Raw genomic sequence first — 18297 nt, 5'->3', positions numbered from 1 at the left:
GGAAATGCGGAAGGTCCTGATCGTCGGGGCGGGGCAGGCCGGGCTGCAGCTGGCGCTCGGCCTGCAGGCCGAGCAGTACGAGGTGACCTTGGTCTCCGGGCGCACGCCCGAGCAGATCCGCGGTGGGCGGGTGATGTCCACGCAGGCCATGTTCGGCACCGCGCTGGCCGCTGAACGGGCCCGCGGGCTGAACTTCTGGGACGGCGAAGCACCGCCGATCACCGGTCTGCGCAAGGTCGTCGAGAAGCCGGGGGAGGGGCGGCTGCTGGACTGGCGGGGCCGGTTCTCCCGGCCCGCGCAGTCGGTGGACCAGCGGGTGAAGATGGCGCGCTGGCTGGAGCTGTTCGCCGAGCGAGGCGGTGCCGTGGAGTACCGCGACATCACCGCCTCCGAGCTGGACGAGATGGCCGCGCGCCACGACCTGGCGGTGGTCGCGACGGGCGCGGGCGAGCTCGGCCGCATCTTCGAGCGCGACGCGCGGCACTCGCCGTTCACCGCGCCGCAGCGGGCGCTGGCGGTCGCCTACGTGCGCGGAGCGGCTCCGTCGCCGGACGAGCCCGACGCCGGTCTGCTCCGGGCGACGTCGATTCCCGGTGTCGGCGACATCTACGTCATCCCCGGCTGCACCTTCGGCGGGGCGTGCGATGTCCTGCTGTACGAGGGAATCCCGGGCGGTCCGATGGACTGCTGGTCGGATCGCCCCGGCGGCGGCGAGCAGTGGGCGCGGATGCTGGAGCTGATGCGCGAGCACCTGCCGTGGGAGCACGCCCGGTTCGCCGGTGCCGAGCTGACCGACGAGCGCGCCACCCTGACCGGTGGCGTGACCCCGGTGGTGCGCAAGCCGGTCGCCGAACTCCCGTCGGGTGCGGTGGTGCTGGGCATGGGCGACGCCGTGGTGGCCAACGACCCGATCACCGGACAGGGCGCCAACGTCGCCAGCCGGTGCGCTGAGTCCTATTTGGACAGCATCGTGGCGCGCGGTGCGCAGGAGTTCGACCGGTCCTGGATGCAGCGGAGCTTCGAGGAGTTCTGGCGGCACGCGCGGCACGTGGTGTCGTGGACGAACACCTCGCTGCGGCCCGCCCAGCCGCACGTGCAGCGGCTCGTGGCCGCCGCGGCCCGGCACCCCGAGATCCGCGACCGCTTCGCCGACGGCTTCGACGACCCGGCGGACTTCCAGACCTGGCTGCTCGACCCGGAGGGGGCCGAGGAGTACCTCCGCAGCTTCGGCTGAGCGCTGGATCCGGCCGGGGTGAGGAGTGCGCGTGCTCCTCGCCCCGGCCGAAATCTGTTGGGCCGCAACGGGTCCTACCGGATCGCGTAGGCGTCGTGGGCCTTGGCGAACTCGTTGTTGTGGTAGACGTCCCAGTTGATCGACCAGGCCATCAGGCCGCGCAGCTTCGGGTAGGTGCCGTGCGGCTTGTAGGTGCCGCAGCCGGTGCCCGCGCGCAGGCAGTCGAGGGCCTTGTGGACCTCCGGCACCGGGGTGAAGCCGTTGCCCGCCGGGTTGGCCGCGGGCAGGCCGATCGCGACCTGCTCGGGGGCCAGCGGGGCGAAGGTGTTGTTCGGGTTGCCCGCCAGCGGGAAGCCGGTCAGCACCATGTCGATCATCGCCACGTGGAAGTCCGCGTTGCCCATTGTGTGGTACTGGCCGTCCAGTCCCATGACCGGGCCGGAGTTGTAGTTCTGCACGTGCAGCAGGTCCAGGTCCGCGCGCAGCGCGTCGATCACCGGCAGGTACGCGCCCGCGCGCGGGTCGGCACCGGTGCCGCCGCCGTAGTGCTGGTAGCCGACCTGCACGAAGAACGTCTCCGGTGCCATGGTCAGCACGAAGTCCGGGCCGTAGCGCTCGTTGAGGGCGCGCAGCGCGCCGATCAGGTTGACCACCACCGGGGTGGTCGGGTTCTTCAGGTCGGTGTCGCCGGGCGCGAGTTCCAGCGAGTGGCCCTCGAAGTCGATGTCGATGCCGTCCAGGCCCCAGCGGTCGATGATCGCCGCCGCCGACGACACGAACGCATCGCGCGCGGCGGCGGTCTCCAGCCGCACCTGGCCGTTGGCGCCGCCGACCGACAGCAGCACCTTCTTGCCCTCGGCCTGCTTGGCGCGGATCCCGGCGAGGAACTCCTCGTCGCTCTCCACGTTCGGGCACTCGGCGGCCTGGCAGCGGGTGAACTCCAGCTGGCCGGAGGTGGGGGAGGTCGGTTCGGCGAAGGCCAGGTCGATGACGTCCCACTCGGCGGGCACGTCGGCCATGCGCACGTAGCCGGAGCCGTTGGCGAAGCTGGCGTGCAGGTAGCCGACCAGGGCGTGGCCCGGGATGGCGGCGGGTTCGGGGGCGGCGGAAGCAGGCGCGGCGGCGAGGACGAGCCCCGCCAGCGCGGCGAGCGCGGTGCGGATCCGTGACATGGCTGCTCCGATCCGGATGGGGTGAGCCGGAGCACACAAAAATGGACTAGACCACTCTAGGAGTCAAGGTCCAGTCCATTTGTCGCCAAACCGCGAACCCCGCGAGCGCCGGTCCGGATGCGACTTCAATGGAAATCAGACGTTCGATTTCCATTGAAATCGCGGCAGTCCCCCGCGTCCGGGCGTGTCGGACGGCTGGTGCGGGAAGCTGCGGTGGGGATCAGCCCGGGCCGGGGCCGAGGGGGCCCTTGCCGCCCGGGCCGCGGCGGCGGAGGTAGCGCTCGAACTCCGCCGCGATCGCGTCGCCGCTGGTCTCGGTCAGCTTCACCTCGGCGTCGCCGCGCTCTTCCAGGGCGCGGACGTAGTTGCGGACGTCCTCGTCCTCCTCGGCCATCTCGCTGACCGTCTGCTCCCACTCCTCGGCCTGCTCGGGCAGGTTGCCCAGCGGCACCTCCACGTCGAGGGCGTCCTCGACCCGGTGCAGCAGCGCCAGCGTCGCCTTCGGCGAGGGCGGCTGCGAGACGTAGTGCGGCACCGCCGCCCAGAACGAGATCGCCGGGATGCCGGCCTGCACGCAGGCGTCCTGGAAGATCCCGACGATGCCCGTCGGGCCCTCGTAGCGGGAGCGCTCCAGGCCGTAGCGGGCCGCCGAGTCGGCGTCGTAGGCCGCGCCGCTGACCGGCACCGGCCGGGTGTGCGGGGCGTCGGCCAGCAGCGCGCCCAGCGTCACCACGGTGTGCGCGCCGATCCGCTCGATCTGCTCGACGAGCTCGGTGCAGAAGGCCCGCCACCGCATGTTCGGTTCGATGCCGTGCACCAGCACCACGTCGTGCGCGCAGCCCGGCGGGCGGCAGACCGACAGCCGGGTGGTCGGCCAGGTGACCTGGCGGGTGATGCCGTCGACCAGCTTGACCGTGGGACGGGTGACCTGGAAGTCGTAGTACGGGTCCGGGTCGAGCTCGCTCAGCGGTTCGGCGTCCCAGATGAGCTGCAGGTGCTCGATCGCGGAACTGGCGGCATCGCCCGCATCGTTCCACCCCTCGAAACCGGCGATGACGATCGGGTCGGTCAGCTCGGGGAGTTCGGCGCGCGGATGTTCGTTGGCGTGTGCGTCGCGATCGGTCACCGACCCAGCCTACGACGCCGTGCCGACGCCAGCGCCGGACATACCGGGGCCGGCGGCAACGCTCCTGCATCGTGATCCGCAGCCGGTTTGACGCCCGGACCTGCGGGCCAGACCCTTGACCTCAGCGCCCGCCAGGACCACGGGTGCCCCGGTCGTCCGACGCGCGCGGGCGGGCTGTTCTCGCCGGGCGAACACCGGCTGCGGAGCGGATCGGGAACAGGCGCTCGACCGCCTGCGGAGCGGATGCCCAGTGGACCACGCCAGGCCGTCACCGAACGGGGAGAACGGGATCTCCCCGCGATCCCGGTTGCGGCTGTCCATCGGCAGGCGGCCGCGCGATCTCGCGCAGCTCGGCCTGGTCGGCGGCCTGCTGGCGCTGAGCGTGCTGCTGGTACTGGTGCCGGTGAACCCGGTGGAGCTGGCGATCCACGACCAGCTCGGCCGGATCCCGGCGGTGTCCGATCCGCTGTGGGTGGTGCTGAGCTGGTTCGGTTCGTGGGCGGGCATCGCCGGGGTGACCGCGGTGGCGGCCTACGCGGGCTGGATCCGGGTGGCGCTGCTGTCCGCGGCCTCGGGTGCGGTGACCTGGGCGTTGGCGCTGTTCATGCACCAGGTGCTCGAGCTGCGCCAGGTGTCCTCGGCGGGGGTGTTCCCGTTCCCGGCCGACGAAGTGGCCGTCGTGGCGGTGCTCGTCGTGGTCGTCGCGCCCTACCTGGGCGGGTACGCCCGCTACGCCGGGTGGGTGCTGGTGGTGCTCGTCGGCGTCGCCGTGGTGCACCTCGGCGGGCACCTGCCGCTGGCGGCGGTGGGCGGGGCGCTGCTGGGCTGGGGCGTCGGGACGCTGTTCCACGTGGTGTGGGGCGCTCCGGGGCGGCGGGTCTCCGACCTGGTCGTCCGGTACGAACTGGAGCAGGCCGGGCTGGCGCCGCGCTCGATCGTCGCGCTGCGGCACCGGTTCCTGGAGCCGCGCGAGTTCGCCGTGCGCACCGAGGACGGGACGACGCTGCGGGTCAAGGTGGTGCGGCGGATGAGCCGTCGGGCCGGGGCCTGGTACAAGATCAAGCGGCTGCTCGCGCTGCTGGACGTCCAGGACGAACCGCGGCTGTCGACACCGCACCACGAGGTCGAGCACGAGGCGTACGTGACGCTGCTGGCCGAGCGCGCCGGGGTGCGCACGCCACCGGTCGTGCTGGCCTGCGACGTCGAGCACGCACCCGCGCTGCTGGTGGTGCGGCACGTTCCGGGGCGGCGCCTCTCGCAGCTGAGCTCGGCGGAGGTCGACGACGAGCTGCTGGCGGAGATCTGGGCGCAGCTCGGTGCGCTGGCCCGCGCGCGCATCGCCCACCACGACCTGCGGGCGAAGAACGTCCTGGTCGACGAGCAGAACCGGCCGTGGCTGCTCAGCTTCACCTTCAGCCACGCCGGAGCCGGTGCGGCGCGCTGCGCTCGCGACCTGGCCGAGGCGCTGGTGTCGATCGCGTCGGTGGTGGGCACCGAACGGGCGGTGCGCTCGGCGATCAGCGCGCTGCCCGCCGAGCAGCTGGAAGGAGCGCTGCGCAACCTGCTGCCGATGGCGCTGCCGAGGCGGATCCGCGCGCAGGCACCGCGTGGGCGCTTCCTGATGGCCGAGGTGCGCGAGGCGCTGGCCGACGGGCTCGGGCAACCGATCCCGGGCTTCCGGTCCCCGGTCCGCCCGGTCACCGTGATCGGGCTGCTGCTCATCGGTGCCGCCGTCTACCTGCTGCTGCCGGAGCTGTCGAGCATGGACGAGGTGCTCCTGGCGGCCCGCCACGCCGACTGGGGCTGGCTGGCGGTGGCGGTGCTGACCGGTTTCCTGGCGATCCTGCTGTCGTCGATCTCGGTGCAGGGCTCCAGCCGGGTACCGCTGCCGTTCTGGCGCACCCTGGCGGTGCAGGTCGCCGCCGCGTTCACCGGCCGCACCACGCCGGGCGGCGCCGGGTTCTTCGGGATCAACGTGGTGTACATGGAGCGGCTCGGCCTGCGCCGGCCGCTCGCGGTCGGGGTGACGCTGCTGAACCAGGCGGGCACCGGCGCGGTGGCGTTCGCGGTGGCCGTGGTCGGGGTGTTCGCGATCGGCCTGTCCGGCACCTTCACCCGGCTGTCGTTCCCGGCCGGCTGGCCGGTGCTGGTGGCGGCGGTCGCGGTGCTGGTGGCCGCCGCCGCGGTGCTGGCCTCGCCGTTCGGGCGGCGGCGCATCGCCGCGCCCGCGCTCGAAGTGGGCCGGGAGCTGCTGGACACGCTGCGGCACCCGGTCCGGGCGCTGCAGCTGTTCGGCGGCGGGCTGGGCTACCTGGTGGTGTCGGGGCTCGGGCTGGCCGCCTGCCTGGCCGCGCTGCACCTGGAGTTCTCCTGGGTGGCGGTGACGGTCGTGTTCATCATCGGCAACACCCTCGGCCACCTGGTGCCCTCGCCCGGCGGCCTGGGGGCGGTGGAAGCGGTCCTGCTCGCGGGCCTGAGCGCGATGGGGATCCCGGCGACGGCGGCGGTGACCGCGGTGCTGCTCTCCCGCCTGCTGACCTACTGGCTGCCGGTCGTGCCCGGCATCGCGATGTTCCGCCTCCTCCAGCACGAGGGCGTCATCTGACCGTCCCCACCGGATCGGGTGAGAGGTGAAGGGCACCTTTCAGCAAGTTACTTGCCTAAAGGTGCCCTTCACCTCGAAAAACTCACCCGGTTGGGCGGGAAGAGGGATTGCCCACTTTCAGTGGGGCTGGTGGGGGTCGCGGTGCTGTACTGGGGGCGACTCAGCTTTGTCGATCCAGCTTGGAGGAGATCTCCGCGTGACCCGCGACGCCGGTCCGAACTCGCCCGCCGCCGTCCTGTTCGACATGGACGGCACGCTCGTCGACTCAGAGAAGCTGTGGACGATCGCGCTGGACGACTACGCCGCGCATCGCGGGGGCGCGCTCACCGACGCCACCAGGGAAGCCATGGTCGGCTCGAACATGACGCGCAGCATGCGGATGCTGCTGACCGACGTCGGCGCCCCGGCCACCGAAGCCGACATCGAGGCGGCCGCGAGCTGGGTGGCCGAGCGGATGGCGGAGCTGTTCGCAGATGGCCTGCCGTGGCGGCCGGGCGCGCAGGAGGCGCTGCGCCGGGCGCGGGCGCTGGGCGTGCCGGTCGCGCTGGTGACCTCCACGATCCGCTCGCTCACCGAGATGGCGCTGGAGACCCTGGGCCGCGACTCCTTCGACCTCACCGTCTGCGGTGACGAGGTCGACGGGCGCAACAAGCCCGACCCCGAGCCGTACCTGAAGGCCGCGCGGCTGCTGGGCGTCGACCCGGCCGACTGCGTCGCCGTCGAGGACTCGCCGACCGGGGTGGCCAGCGCGGAAGCCGCCGGCTGCCTGGTGATCGCCATCCCGTGCGAGGTGCCGCTGGCGCCCGGCCCGCACCGGGTGCTGCGCGATTCGCTGACCGACGTCGACTTCGACGCGCTCGGCGAGCTGTTCACCCGGGCCGCGTGATGATCGACGTCCCGATCGTGCTGACCGGGTTCGGCCCGGTCGGCCGGGAGTACGCCGAGCTCGTCGCCGCCCACCGCGCGCAGTGGCGCGACCAGCACGGCGTCGACCTGCGCGTGGTGGCCGTGCGCGGCCGCAGCACCCAGGTGGCCGTCGACGGCGTCGTGCCGCCCCGCGAGCAGTGGGAGCCGGTCGAACCGCTCGCGGAACTGCTGGCGCGCACCGGAGCCAGGGTGTTCGCGCAGGCCGTCCCCTCCGACGGCAGCGACCAGTCCGGACAGGACGCGCTGCAGGCGCTCGGGCAGGGCGCGCACGTCGTCACCGCCACCAAGTCGCACCTGCTCACGCACTGGAGCCGACTCGACGAGGCGGCCCGGCGCGCCGGGCGCTCGGTGCGGATCTCCGGTGCCACCGGGGCCGCGATGCCCGCCGGTGACCTGGCGCGATCAGTGCTGCGCGGCTTCGACGTGGAGGCCGCGCACGGCTGCCTCAACGGCACCGCGACCTTCGTGCTCGACCAGCTCGCCGCGGGCCATCCGCTGGACGCCGCCGTCGCCGAGGCGCAGCGGCGCGGCATCGCCGAGGCCGATCCGACCGCCGACCTCTCCGGCGCGGACGCCGCGACCAAGATGCGCCTGATCACCGGCCTGCTGTGGGGCTGGGACGTGACCGCGGTGCGGGTCGAGGCGGAACCGATCGGCGGACCGCGCGAGGTCGAGCCCGGCCACCGGCTCCGCCAGGTCGCCGCCGCCCGCCGCGACGAGCCCGGCCTGGTCCGCGTGACCGTCCGCGCCGAACCGCTCGGCGGTCCGCTCGGCGCTCTGGTCGGTCCGGAGAAGGCGGTGCGCTACGACTGCGGCGACGCCGGATCGGTCACTGTTTCGGGTGGTCGGTCGAGCCCGCGCGGTGCCGCTCGCGCGATGATCAAGGACACCATCGGCGCAGCGCTGGAGGCCACCGCGGGCCTGCGGTGACCAGCCGTACCAGAGTCTGGACACCGGCGGTCCGCCGTTCGGCCCGCCGACCTGAGATGCAAGGATCGTGCACTGTGAAGACCTTCGACGAGTTGTTCGCCGAACTGCAGGAACGCGCCAGCACCCGACCGGAGGGCTCGTCGACGGTGGCCGCGCTCGACGCCGGGGTGCACGCGCAGGGCAAGAAGGTGCTCGAAGAGGCCGGCGAGGTGTGGCTGGCCGCCGAGCACGAGTCCGACGAGCAGCTGGCCGAGGAGATCTCCCAGCTGCTGTACCGCCTCCAGGTGATCATGCTGGGGCGCGGTCTTTCCCTCCAGGACGTCTACCGCTACCTGTGACCGCGGCGTTCGAGCCGACGTCCGTCAACAACGAAGAAGGAGAACGCTGCCATGCTGCGTGTGGCTGTGCCCAACAAGGGCACGCTGGCCGGGCCCGCATCCGAGATGCTCGCGGAAGCCGGGTACCGGCAGCGCCATGAGCAGCGGGACCTGACGGTGCTCGACGCCACCAACGACGTCGAGTTCTTCTTCCTGCGCCCCAAGGACATCGCCATCTACGTCGGCTCCGGCGAGCTGGACCTGGGGCTCACCGGCCGCGATCTGGCGCTGGACTCCGGTGCGCCGGTCGAGGAGCGGCTGGCGCTGGGCTTCGGCGGATCCACCTTCCGCTACGCCGCGCCGGCCGGCCCGCACGAGTGGACCCCGGCGGACCTGCAGGACAAGCGGATCGCCACCTCCTACCCGAAGCTGGTCACCGACGACCTGGCCCGGCACGGCGTGACCGCCGAGGTCATCCGGCTCGACGGGGCGGTGGAGATCTCCATCCAGCTCGGCGTCGCCGACGCGATCGCCGACGTGGTCGGCTCCGGCCGCACGCTGCGCCAGCACGGGCTGGCCGCCTTCGGCGACCCGATCTGCAAGTCCGAGGCGGTGGTGATCGAGCGCCGCGGTTCGGCGGTGGACCCGGTCAAGGACCAGCTGATCGCGCGGCTGCAGGGCGTGGTGTTCGCCCAGCAGTACGTGATGCTGGACTACAACTGCCCGCGCGAGCTGCTCGACGAGGCCACCGCGATGACGCCCGGCCTGGGCTCGCCGACGATGGCGCCGCTGGCCGACGAGAACTGGGTGGCGGTGCGAGCCATGGTCTCCCGCAAGGAAGCCCCGGCGATCATGGATCGCCTGGTGGCGGTCGGTGCCAAGGCGATCCTGTCCTCGGACATCCGCGCCTGCCGCCTCTGAATGACGGTGTTCCAGGCTCGTCCCGGACCGCGGGTGCGAGCCTGGAATCCGCACGCTTCGTCCCTCATGCCCGGTGATTCAACCGGATCGTGATCCGCTTCGGGGCCCGGTGCGGGCTGGTGCGCGCACCGGGCGCGGATAATGACCTTCGCGAACGATCTTGGACGGAAAGACTGCGGGGGTGAGCGAATGGCAGTCGTGGTGCCGGGGAAGACCCCGCCGCGGTGGGAGCTCTACGAGGGGATGCCCTGCTGGATAGAGCTCATCACCACGGACCTGGAGCGGGCCCGCGAGTTCTACGCGGGCCTGTTCGGCTGGGAGTACCGGACGCACAGCGATCCGGTCTCCGGAGAGCACGTGATCGCGCTGCGGGAGGGGTTCCCGGTGGCGAGCCTGCGCGCCGCCTCCGGTGACCACTCCACGTGGCGGCTCTACCTGGCCAGCGCGGACTGCGCGGCGACCACCGCGCACGCGCAGGAGCTGGGCGCGACGCTGACGGTGCCGCACAACCACGTCCCGGGCGTGGGCACCAAGGCGGTGCTGGTCGGACCGGCCGACGCCGAGTTCGGACTGCTGCAGCCCGAGGAGTCCTGGCAGTTCGACGTCGGGCTGCCGGGCACCCTGATGTGGGCCGAACTGGTCACCATCAAGGCGCAGACCGCGGACAACTTCTTCCACGAGCTCTTCGGCTACGACGCGGAGAAGTTCGGCACCGAGAACCGCTCGGACTACTCCGTCTGGTACCTCGGCGAGGAGTCGGTGCTGGCGCGGGTGAGCATGATCCGCGAGCACATCACGGCGAGCACGCACCCGCACTGGCTGCTCTACCTCGGCGTGGACGAGAGCGTCGGCACCGACGAGCTGGTCCGCACCGCGATCGCGCTGGGCGGCCGGGTCCGGGTGGATCCCTACGACTCCAGCATCGGCCGGGTCGCGGTCCTGCGGGACCCGACGGGGGCCCGCTTCGCGGTGATCGACCAGACCCAGGCCGGCGAGTACGGCACCGCGGCCAACTACGACCCGTACGAGGACTGACCGGTTCTCAGCGGCGGCGAGACTGGACATACATAAGAACGGGCTCCCGCAGTTCAGGCGGCGTCTGAGGTTCCGCTACCGGCACCGCCACGCAAAACGAGCCTGGAAACCGTAGACGATCAGTCGGTGCGGTCCAGGACCGATTCCTCGCCCGGGTCGGGCTCCGGCCAGCCCGGGTAGGGCGGCGGGGTGCCGCCGAAGGCCGGGCACAGCGCCTTGTGGTCGCAGTAGTCGCACAGCCGGCTCGGGTTCGGGCGGAAGTCGCCGGTCTTGCCCGCGCGCAGGATCGCCTGCCAGATCGCTTCCAGCGTCCGCTCGAAGCGGCGCAGCTCCGTCTCGTCCGGCGCGTAGGCCAGGCGCTGCTTGCTGGCCAGGTACATCAGCAGCAGCTGGCGCGGGATCTCACCGCGGGTCCGCCACAGCACCAGGGCGTAGAACTTCATCTGGAACATCGCCTTGGCCTCGCCGATCTCGCGCGGCGCGGCGCCGGTCTTGTAGTCGACCAGCCGGATCTCCCCGGTCGGCGCGACGTCGACGCGGTCGATGAACCCGCGCAGCAGCACCCCGGAGTCCAGCTCGGTCTCCACCCGCAGCTCGCAGGCCTCCGGCTCCAGCCGCCGCGGGTCCTCCATCTCGAAGTAGGACTCCAGCAGCGCCGTCGCCGACTCCAGCCAGCTCGCCAGCTCGGGGTCGTCGGGGCCGTCGAACAGCCCGGCCAGCTCGGGCTGCTGCTCCTGCAGCTCCGCCCACGCCGGGGCGAGCAGCGCGCGCGCCTGCTCCGGGTCGCGCTGCTCGATCGGCAGCCCGAACAGCCGCTCCAGCACCGAGTGCACCACGGTGCCGCGCACCTGCGCCCTGGTCGGGGTCTCCGGCAGCCGGTCCACCGCGCGGAACCGGTACAGCAGCGGGCACTGCTTGAAGTCGCCCGCGCGCGACGGAGACAGCGCCGGACGTCTCGTCCCGCGGTCCTGGAGCGCGCCGCTTGCTGCTGTTCCCACCGGTTCGGCCATGGCCAGGAACCCTAATCGAGCCCTCCGACACGCGATCAGGCCCGTGCGGCTCACGACCGCCGCAGAGCCTGTTCGTGGTTGTTTTGCGTGGCGGTGCGAGCTGCGTGCGTGCTCGAAGCGGCTGACGCCGCTTTGACAGGCGCGGACGGCTACGCCGACAGTGTCTTCACGGAGCGAGTACTACCCTGCGCGCATGCCACCGACCGCATCCCCGCCTGCCCGGCCCAAGCTCAACGACGGTGGCCTGCTGCTGTGCCGGGTCGCCGGGGTGCCCGTGCTGCTCTCCCCGTCCTGGTGGCTGGGGGCGGCGCTGATCGTGCTGCTCTACACGCCGCTGGTGGGCCGCATCCTGCCCGGCGCCGGTGTCTGGGAGAGCGCGGTGCTCGCCGCGGTGTTCACGGTGTTCCTCGCGGCCTCGGTGCTGCTGCACGAGCTGGGGCACTGCATCGTCGCGCTGCGGCTCGGCCTGCCGGTGCGCCGGGTCCGGTTGTTCCTGCTCGGCGGCCTGACCGAGATCTCCCGCACGCCGCCCAAGCCCACCCAGGAAGGGCTGATCGCGGCCGCGGGCCCGGCGGTGTCGCTGGTGCTCGCGGTGGTCACGGGGATCGGCTGGTTCGCCATGGTGCCGGGCGGGGCGATCTGGCTGCTGGTGGTGCAGACCTGCGTGGCAAACCTCGCGGTCGCGGTGTTCAACCTGCTGCCCGGCCTGCCGCTGGACGGCGGCCGGATGCTGCGCGCGCTGACCTGGCGGATCACCGGCAGGCGCCGCACCGGCACCACCGCCGGCGTGATCGGCGCGGGCGTGGTCGCGGCGGCGCTGATCGTCTGGGCGCTGCTGGGGCTGATCGAGAACGCCCAGGACCAGTGGCTGCGGCTGGGCGTGTGCGTGCTGATGGCGTGGTTCGTGGTGGCCGGCGCCAACGCCGAGCGCGCTGCCGACCAGCGCCGGAGCTGGCCGGCCGGGCTGACCCTGCGGGAGCTCGTGCGCCCGGTGCTGCAGCTCCCGGCGGAGAGCCCGGTGGGCGATGCGCTGCTGGCCGCGGCAGGCCGGGGAGTGGTGCTGGTGCGCGCCGACGGCATCGCGGTGGGCCTGCTGGACCAGACGGCGGCCGAGCGGCTGGCCACCCACGCCCCGAACGAACCCGCCGAACGAGCCGCCGAACCGGTCGACCCGGACACGATCCTGCTCGACAGCGAGCCCCCCGAGGCGATCCTGGAACGCGTCCGCACGGTCCTGGCCTGGCAGTTCCTGGTGATCGACGAAGAAGGCCGCCCCAGCGGCGTCCTCCGCCGCGAAGACCTCCGCGCCGCCCTGCGCTCCCGGCACGACTGAGGCGGCGGGGCACCTCGAAGAGCTCCGTCGTCCCCGGTCACGACCCGTGAGCGTTTTGTGGGGCTATAGCACCCCAAAGTGCTCACGGCACTTGACCAGCGGAAACCGCAGGCCGGACGCCGATCCCAGGTAGCGCCGGGGCCTCTGCGACGATGGTGCGCTGTACCAGCGTCGAGAAGGTAGGCCGCAGTTGAGCAGCACCGTCAGCGGTGAGTTCCAGCCCGGAGACCGGGTCCAGTTGACCGACCCCAAGGGGCGGAAGTACACGGTCGTGCTGGAGCCGGGAGGGGAGTACCACACGCACCGCGGGGCGCTGGCGCACGACGACCTGATCGGCGAGCCCGAGGGTTCGGTGGTGACCTCGGCGGGCGGTACGTCGTTCCTGGCCATGCGCCCGCTGCTGGCCGACTACGTGCTGTCCATGCCGCGCGGCGCCCAGGTCATCTACCCCAAGGACGCCGCGCAGATCCTGATGTGGGGCGACATCCGACCCGGCGCGCGGGTGCTGGAGGCCGGTGCGGGCTCGGGCGCGCTGAGCTGCTCGCTGCTGCGCGCGGTGGGCCCCGAGGGCAGCGTGACCTCCTACGAGGTCCGGGAGGACCACTACGAGCACGCCGAGCGCAACGTGAAGCGCTTCTTCGGCGACATCCCGGACAACTGGTCGCTGACCCTGGGCGACCTCAAGGACTACGACGGCGACCCGGTCGACCGCGTGGTGCTGGACATGCTCGCGCCGTGGGAGGTCCTGGACAAGGTCCACGACAAGCTGATCCCCGGCGGTGTGCTGGTGGTGTACGTGGCGACCACGACCCAGCTCTCCCGCATCACCGAGGCGATCCGCGAGCAGCAGAACTGGACCGAACCGCAGGCCTGGGAGACCCTCCTGCGGCCCTGGCACGTGGTCGGCATGGCGGTCCGCCCGGAGCACCGCATGGTCGCCCACACGGCCTTCCTGCTGGTCACCCGCCGCCTGGCGGACGGCGTGACCCCGCCCCGCGTCCAGCGCCGCCCGAGCAAGGGCTGACACGCGCAGCGGCCCGCCCCGGAGCTACCAGGGCGGGCCGCTGCGGCGATCCACCTGCGATCACTGGTCGAGCTGGCAGACCTTCCAGGTCCCGTCCTCGACCTTGAGCCCCATGGTCTGGTCCACGGGGTGGGTCTTGCCGTCGGCCACGTAGGTCCCGGTCAGCTTCGCGGTGGCCGTGTCGTCGCGCTCCGTGACCTGACCGAGCTCGACCTTGAACTTCCACTGCTCGAGCTGGTCGAGGGCCTGGTTGAGCTCCGCCTTGTTGGACTCGCACAGCAGTCCGCGAACGCTCTTGAAGTCGTGGTTGTTGACCTTGGTCACCAGCTGCTGGGCCACCGGCTTGGGATCGCCGGGCCCGCTGGTGAGCCAGAAGTACACGCCGACACCGGCGCCCGCCAGGACGACCAGCGCCCCGACGATGCCGAGGATCAGCGGCAGCTTCGACTTCTTCTGCTGTGGTGGTTCCACATCGGCGAAACCGTTGGGCTCCTGGAGCCAGGAACCGGGGCCGAACTCGCTGCCCCACTGCGGGGGCGTGGGCGCCTGCTGCGGCTGGTCCGGCCCTTGCTGACCCCAGCCGGTGTGCTGGTTGCCGTAGAAGGCGGGCTGCTGCTGCGGGGTTTCCGGTGTTCCCGGTGGCGGGAATCCGTTGCCCGTGGGTTGCTGCTGGCCCCACCCGCCCGGTCCAGGCTGCTGCGGCGGATAGGTCATGAGCTCCTCCCCGGAGGTGTGCGTCGTGCTGGTCGCCGTCTGCGCGGCGGCCGTAAGTAGATCAGAGGGCGCGGCGGGACGTGCACGGAGTGGACCATTCCGCACCGAATCGTCACGGCGGGTTCGTCCGCTCTTGGTGGACGCCGGGGGCAGTTGTTCCAAATGATGGGAGAAGTTCCGGGTGGGGAAGCGGGTGCTCGCGGGCAACGCCACCCGGTTGCCGGAACCGTTAACCCGGATGCCGGTGCGCGAGCGCGATCCGCGTGGCGCAACGGAAAACCCGCGCTGTCCAGCGGCGCGGGGCACCGCGCGGCCCGCAGCGCAACGTATCGATCGGACCATGATCGTCGACGCACCGTGTCCGGCCGCCTCCCGGGCCGGGCCGACCCGCTGGGAACAACCTGGCCGACTTCGTGGGTATTCGCGGATTTTTGTGGCACGCTGGGCGATCCGGCGGACATTCACGACGCCGCCGTCGTCGGTGATCGCCGGTACCGTGGTGGTACGAGCACGGGAGGAGGGTGCCGACATGCAGCACGACCGTCCCGGCAGCCGGCCAGAGGAGGGCGGCGAGCAGTACAGCGGTGGCAATGCAGAGCTCCGCAGCCAGATCCGCCTTTTGGAGGACGAGGTTGCTCTGCTGCGCCGCAGGCTCAACGAGTCGCCCCAACAGGCCCGGTTGCTGGAAAAGCGGCTGGCCGAGGCATCCGAGAGAGTGAGTCAGCTCACCGAACGGAACGCCAAGCTCACCGAGACCCTGAAGGAAGCGCGGGGCCAGTTGATGGCGCTGCGCGAGGAAGTCGACCGGCTCGCCCAGCCGCCCAGCGGCTACGGGGTGTTCCTGAACCGCTTCGATGACGGCACGGTCGACGTGTTCACGTCTGGTCGCAAGATGCGGGTGGCGGTGTCGCCCAACGTCGAGACGGAGGACCTGAGACTGGGCCAGTCGGTGCGCCTCAACGAGGCACTGACGGTGGTGGAGGCTGGTGCGTTCGAGCGAACCGGTGAGGTCTGCACCTTCCGGGAGCTCCTGTCCAGCGGTAACGGGGAGAGCTCCCGCGCGCTGGTGCTGGGACACACCGACGAGGAACGCGTCGTGTGGGTCACCGAACCGCTGGTGACCGCCGGGCTCAAGGCGGGCGATTCGGTGCTGGTCGACAGCAAAGCCGGGTATGCCTTCGACGTGGTGCCCAAGGCGGAGGTCGAAGACCTCGTGCTGGAGGAGGTGCCCGACGTCGGCTACCAGGACATCGGTGGCCTGTCCGGGCAGATCGAGCAGATCCGCGACGCCGTGGAGCTGCCGTTCCTGCACTCCGACCTCTACATCGAGTACCAGCTGCGCCCGCCGAAGGGCGTCCTGCTGTACGGCCCGCCGGGCTGCGGCAAGACGCTCATCGCCAAGGCGGTGGCCAACTCGCTGGCCAAGCAGGTGGCGGCCGCGCGCGGCGACGACGATGGTCAGGCCAAGTCCTACTTCCTGAACATCAAGGGCCCCGAGCTGCTGAACAAGTTCGTCGGCGAGACCGAGCGGCACATCCGGCTGATCTTCCAGCGGGCGCGGGAGAAGGCCTCCGAGGGCACCCCGGTGATCGTGTTCTTCGACGAGATGGACTCGATCTTCCGGACCCGCGGCAGCGGGGTGTCCTCCGACGTGGAGACCACCATCGTCCCGCAGCTGCTCAGCGAGATCGACGGTGTCGAGGGCCTGGAGAACGTCATCGTCATCGGCGCCTCCAACCGCGAGGACATGATCGACCCGGCGATCCTGCGACCGGGCAGGCTCGACGTGAAGATCAAGATCGAGCGGCCGGACGCCGAGTCGGCCAAGGACATCTTCTCCAAGTACCTGACCGGGACGCTGCCGATCCACGAGGAGGACCTCAAGGAGTTCGGCGGCGACAAGACGGCGTGCGTGGACGCGATGATCCAGACCACGGTCGAGCGGATGTACGCCGAGACCGAGGAGAACCGGTTCCTGGAGGTCACCTACGCCAACGGTGACAAGGAAGTCCTGTACTTCAAGGACTTCAACTCCGGCGCGATGATCCAGAACATCGTGGACCGGGCGAAGAAGGCGGCGATCAAGTCGGTGCTGGAGACCAAGCAGCCGGGTCTGCGGGTGCAGCACCTCCAGGACGCCATCATCGACGAGTTCGCCGAGAACGAGGACCTGCCCAACACCACCAACCCGGACGACTGGGCCCGCATCTCCGGCAAGAAGGGCGAGCGGATCGTCTACATCCGCACCCTGGTCAGCGGGAAGAACCAGGAATCCGGTCGAGCGATAGACACCGCTACGAACACGGGTCAGTACCTGTAAGGGCGCTGGGCTCGGGGCCGCCACCTCCTCCGGGTGGCGGCCCCGAGCTGTGCCGGAGCCCGGCAGCGGTTACGTTTCCAGGCATGATCCCGCAGACACCGGTGGAGCGGCTCGGGCTCGGACTGGCCGCCCTGGGCCGCCCGGCTTACATCAACGTCGGCCGCTCCGACGTGCTGCCCGCGCAGCGCAGCGCGCAGGCCATGCGGGAGCGCACCCGCGCGGTCCTGGACGCCGCCTACGCCAGCGGCATCCGGTGGGTGGACACGGCGCGTTCCTACGGCAGCGCCGAGCAGTTCCTCGCCGAGTGGCTGCGCGAACGCGGGCACGGCGACGTGGCGGTGTCCAGCAAGTGGGGCTACGCCTACGTCGCGCAGTGGCGGATCGAGACCGAGGTGCACGAGGTCAAGGAGCACTCGCTGGAGCGCTTGCGCACGCAGTGGGCGGAAACCCGCAAGCTGCTGGGCGACCGGGTGGGCCTCTACCAGGTGCACTCGCTGACCGCGAGCAGCCCGCTGTTCGAGGACATGGCGCTGCAGCACGAACTCGCCCGCATCCGCGACGCAGGCGTGCACCTGGGCTTCTCCACCAGCGGTGCGGCGCAGGCCGAGGCCATCGAACGCGCCTGGGAGATCGAGGTCGGCGGGCGGCAGCTGTTCTCGGCCGTGCAGTCCACGTGGAACTCGATGGAGCCGTCCGCGGGGCGGGCGCTGACCGAGGTGCACGCAGGTGGTTGGCGGGTGCTGGTCAAGGAGACCCTGGCCAACGGGCGTCTCGCGGTCGACGTGCCCCGGGAGCTGGCGGCGGTCGCCGACCGGCACGGCGTGGCGCCGGACGCGGTGGCCATCGCGCACGTGCTGCACCAGCCGTGGGCGGACGTGGTGCTGCTCGGCCCGGCCAGCGTCGAGCAGCTGGCGGCGAACGTGGCGGCCTGCCGCGTGGAGCTCACCGACCGGGACCTGCACGCCCTGCAGACCCTGGCCCGCGACGCGGCGACCTACTGGGGCGACAGGGCCGCTCTTCCCTGGCGCTGAGCGGATTCACATCCGGGCGAACCACTCCAGGGCGAACTTCCGGCCGTCCGGGACGAACGGCCACCGCGGGTCGTCCAGCCGTTCGCGGAGCTCCGGCAGGGGCATCCACCAGCCGGCGGCGACCTCTTCGGGCTGGTGGGTGATCGGCCCGTCCCAGCGGACTTCGTAGAGGAAGCCGTGGTAGCGCACGGTGCCCTGGTCGAAGGTGGAGCGGAACAGGAAGTGCAGCGGGGCACCGCGCACGCCCAGCTCCTCGGCGAGCTCGCGCTCGGCCGTGGCGGCCGGGTCTTCGCCCGCCGCGACGGCGCCACCGGCCGCGCAGTCGTGCATGCCGGGGAAGACGTCCTTCGTGTCGGTCCTGCGGTGCACGTAGATGCTCTCGCCGTCGGGGGAGCGGACCAGCACCGCCGCCGACGCGTGCCACAGGCCTTCCGCGCGCATCCGCTGCCGGGTCGCGCTGCCCACGACACGCCCGGCCGCGTCGTACACGGCCACCAGTTCTTCGCCAGGGTTCATGCCCCGATCGTCGCAGCCGTCCGGCGAGGCCCACCGGACGCACCGGCACCGGCGGCACTTCCCACGATCCGACATCGTGTGG

General features: G+C 71.6%; 16 protein-coding genes. 11 read left to right on the top strand and 5 right to left on the bottom strand.

Annotated elements, in window-relative coordinates; all coding sequences use genetic code 11:
* Positions 1 to 4 precede the first annotated feature (4 nt).
* A complete protein-coding gene (locus OU416_RS26275) occupies positions 5 to 1234 on the top strand; it encodes a styrene monooxygenase/indole monooxygenase family protein (RefSeq protein WP_270929683.1) in 1230 nt (409 codons plus the stop codon).
* A gap of 74 nt (positions 1235 to 1308) precedes the next feature.
* Here the strand turns inward: OU416_RS26275 and OU416_RS26270 are convergent, their stop codons facing one another.
* Positions 1309 to 2406 carry a chitinase gene (locus OU416_RS26270; protein ID WP_270929682.1) on the bottom strand — a complete coding sequence of 366 codons (1098 nt, stop codon included), beginning with the start codon at positions 2404 to 2406 and terminating at the stop codon, positions 1309 to 1311.
* Between the two features lie 220 nt (positions 2407 to 2626).
* Entirely contained in the window at positions 2627 to 3532 is a 906-nt protein-coding gene (locus OU416_RS26265) for a PAC2 family protein (RefSeq protein ID WP_372907256.1), read from the bottom strand.
* Between the two features lie 250 nt (positions 3533 to 3782).
* Here OU416_RS26265 and OU416_RS26260 point away from each other — a divergent pair, with 250 nt between their 5' ends.
* The 6 genes from OU416_RS26260 (at position 3783) to OU416_RS26235 (ending at position 10267) form a co-directional block, all read left to right on the top strand.
* Complete coding sequence (locus tag OU416_RS26260) at positions 3783 to 6137, top strand: lysylphosphatidylglycerol synthase domain-containing protein (protein WP_270929681.1); 2355 nt, start codon at positions 3783 to 3785, stop codon at positions 6135 to 6137.
* A gap of 196 nt (positions 6138 to 6333) precedes the next feature.
* Positions 6334 to 7023, top strand: a complete 690-nt coding sequence (locus OU416_RS26255; RefSeq protein WP_270929680.1) for an HAD family hydrolase — start codon at positions 6334 to 6336, stop codon at positions 7021 to 7023.
* Complete coding sequence (locus OU416_RS26250; RefSeq protein WP_270929728.1) at positions 7023 to 7994, top strand: homoserine dehydrogenase; 972 nt, start codon at positions 7023 to 7025, stop codon at positions 7992 to 7994. The genes OU416_RS26255 and OU416_RS26250 overlap by 1 nt, the downstream gene beginning before the upstream one ends.
* 74 nt (positions 7995 to 8068) lie before the next feature.
* Complete coding sequence (locus OU416_RS26245) at positions 8069 to 8332, top strand: phosphoribosyl-ATP diphosphatase (RefSeq protein ID WP_093155567.1); 264 nt, start codon at positions 8069 to 8071, stop codon at positions 8330 to 8332.
* Between the two features lie 51 nt (positions 8333 to 8383).
* A complete protein-coding gene (hisG, locus tag OU416_RS26240; protein WP_270929679.1) occupies positions 8384 to 9232 on the top strand; it encodes an ATP phosphoribosyltransferase in 849 nt (282 codons plus the stop codon).
* A 189-nt stretch (positions 9233 to 9421) separates the two neighbouring features.
* A complete protein-coding gene (locus tag OU416_RS26235; RefSeq protein ID WP_270929678.1) occupies positions 9422 to 10267 on the top strand; it encodes a VOC family protein in 846 nt (281 codons plus the stop codon).
* 119 nt (positions 10268 to 10386) lie between these two features.
* Here the strand turns inward: OU416_RS26235 and OU416_RS26230 are convergent, their stop codons facing one another.
* Positions 10387 to 11277, bottom strand: coding sequence for a RecB family exonuclease (locus tag OU416_RS26230; protein WP_270929677.1), 891 nt, complete (start codon positions 11275 to 11277; stop codon positions 10387 to 10389).
* Between the two features lie 193 nt (positions 11278 to 11470).
* Between OU416_RS26230 and OU416_RS26225 the strand changes: the two genes are divergently transcribed.
* Complete coding sequence (locus OU416_RS26225; protein WP_270929676.1) at positions 11471 to 12610, top strand: site-2 protease family protein; 1140 nt, start codon at positions 11471 to 11473, stop codon at positions 12608 to 12610.
* A 190-nt stretch (positions 12611 to 12800) separates the two neighbouring features.
* Entirely contained in the window at positions 12801 to 13634 is an 834-nt protein-coding gene (locus tag OU416_RS26220) for a tRNA (adenine-N1)-methyltransferase (protein WP_270929675.1), read from the top strand.
* A gap of 60 nt (positions 13635 to 13694) precedes the next feature.
* On the opposite strand, the gene OU416_RS26215 is transcribed toward OU416_RS26220, so the two are convergent.
* Entirely contained in the window at positions 13695 to 14348 is a 654-nt protein-coding gene (locus tag OU416_RS26215; RefSeq protein WP_270929674.1) for an Rv0361 family membrane protein, read from the bottom strand.
* Between the two features lie 529 nt (positions 14349 to 14877).
* Here OU416_RS26215 and arc point away from each other — a divergent pair.
* Together arc and OU416_RS26205 are read left to right on the top strand one after the other, a co-directional pair.
* Positions 14878 to 16668 carry a proteasome ATPase gene (arc, locus tag OU416_RS26210; protein WP_270929673.1) on the top strand — a complete coding sequence of 597 codons (1791 nt, stop codon included), beginning with the start codon at positions 14878 to 14880 and terminating at the stop codon, positions 16666 to 16668.
* A gap of 83 nt (positions 16669 to 16751) precedes the next feature.
* Positions 16752 to 17699, top strand: coding sequence for an aldo/keto reductase (locus OU416_RS26205; protein ID WP_270929672.1), 948 nt, complete (start codon positions 16752 to 16754; stop codon positions 17697 to 17699).
* Positions 17700 to 17705: 6 nt separating this feature from the next.
* Here the strand turns inward: OU416_RS26205 and OU416_RS26200 are convergent, their stop codons facing one another.
* On the bottom strand, positions 17706 to 18215 hold the full coding sequence (locus OU416_RS26200) for an NUDIX hydrolase (protein ID WP_270929671.1): 510 nt from the start codon (positions 18213 to 18215) through the stop codon (positions 17706 to 17708).
* Between the last annotated feature and the right edge of the window lie 82 nt (positions 18216 to 18297).

This window comes from Saccharopolyspora indica (assembly GCF_027853965.1).
In the GTDB taxonomy this organism is placed as follows: Bacteria; Actinomycetota; Actinomycetes; order Mycobacteriales; family Pseudonocardiaceae; genus Saccharopolyspora; species Saccharopolyspora indica.
This window is presented reverse-complemented; position numbering and strand designations above follow the sequence as displayed.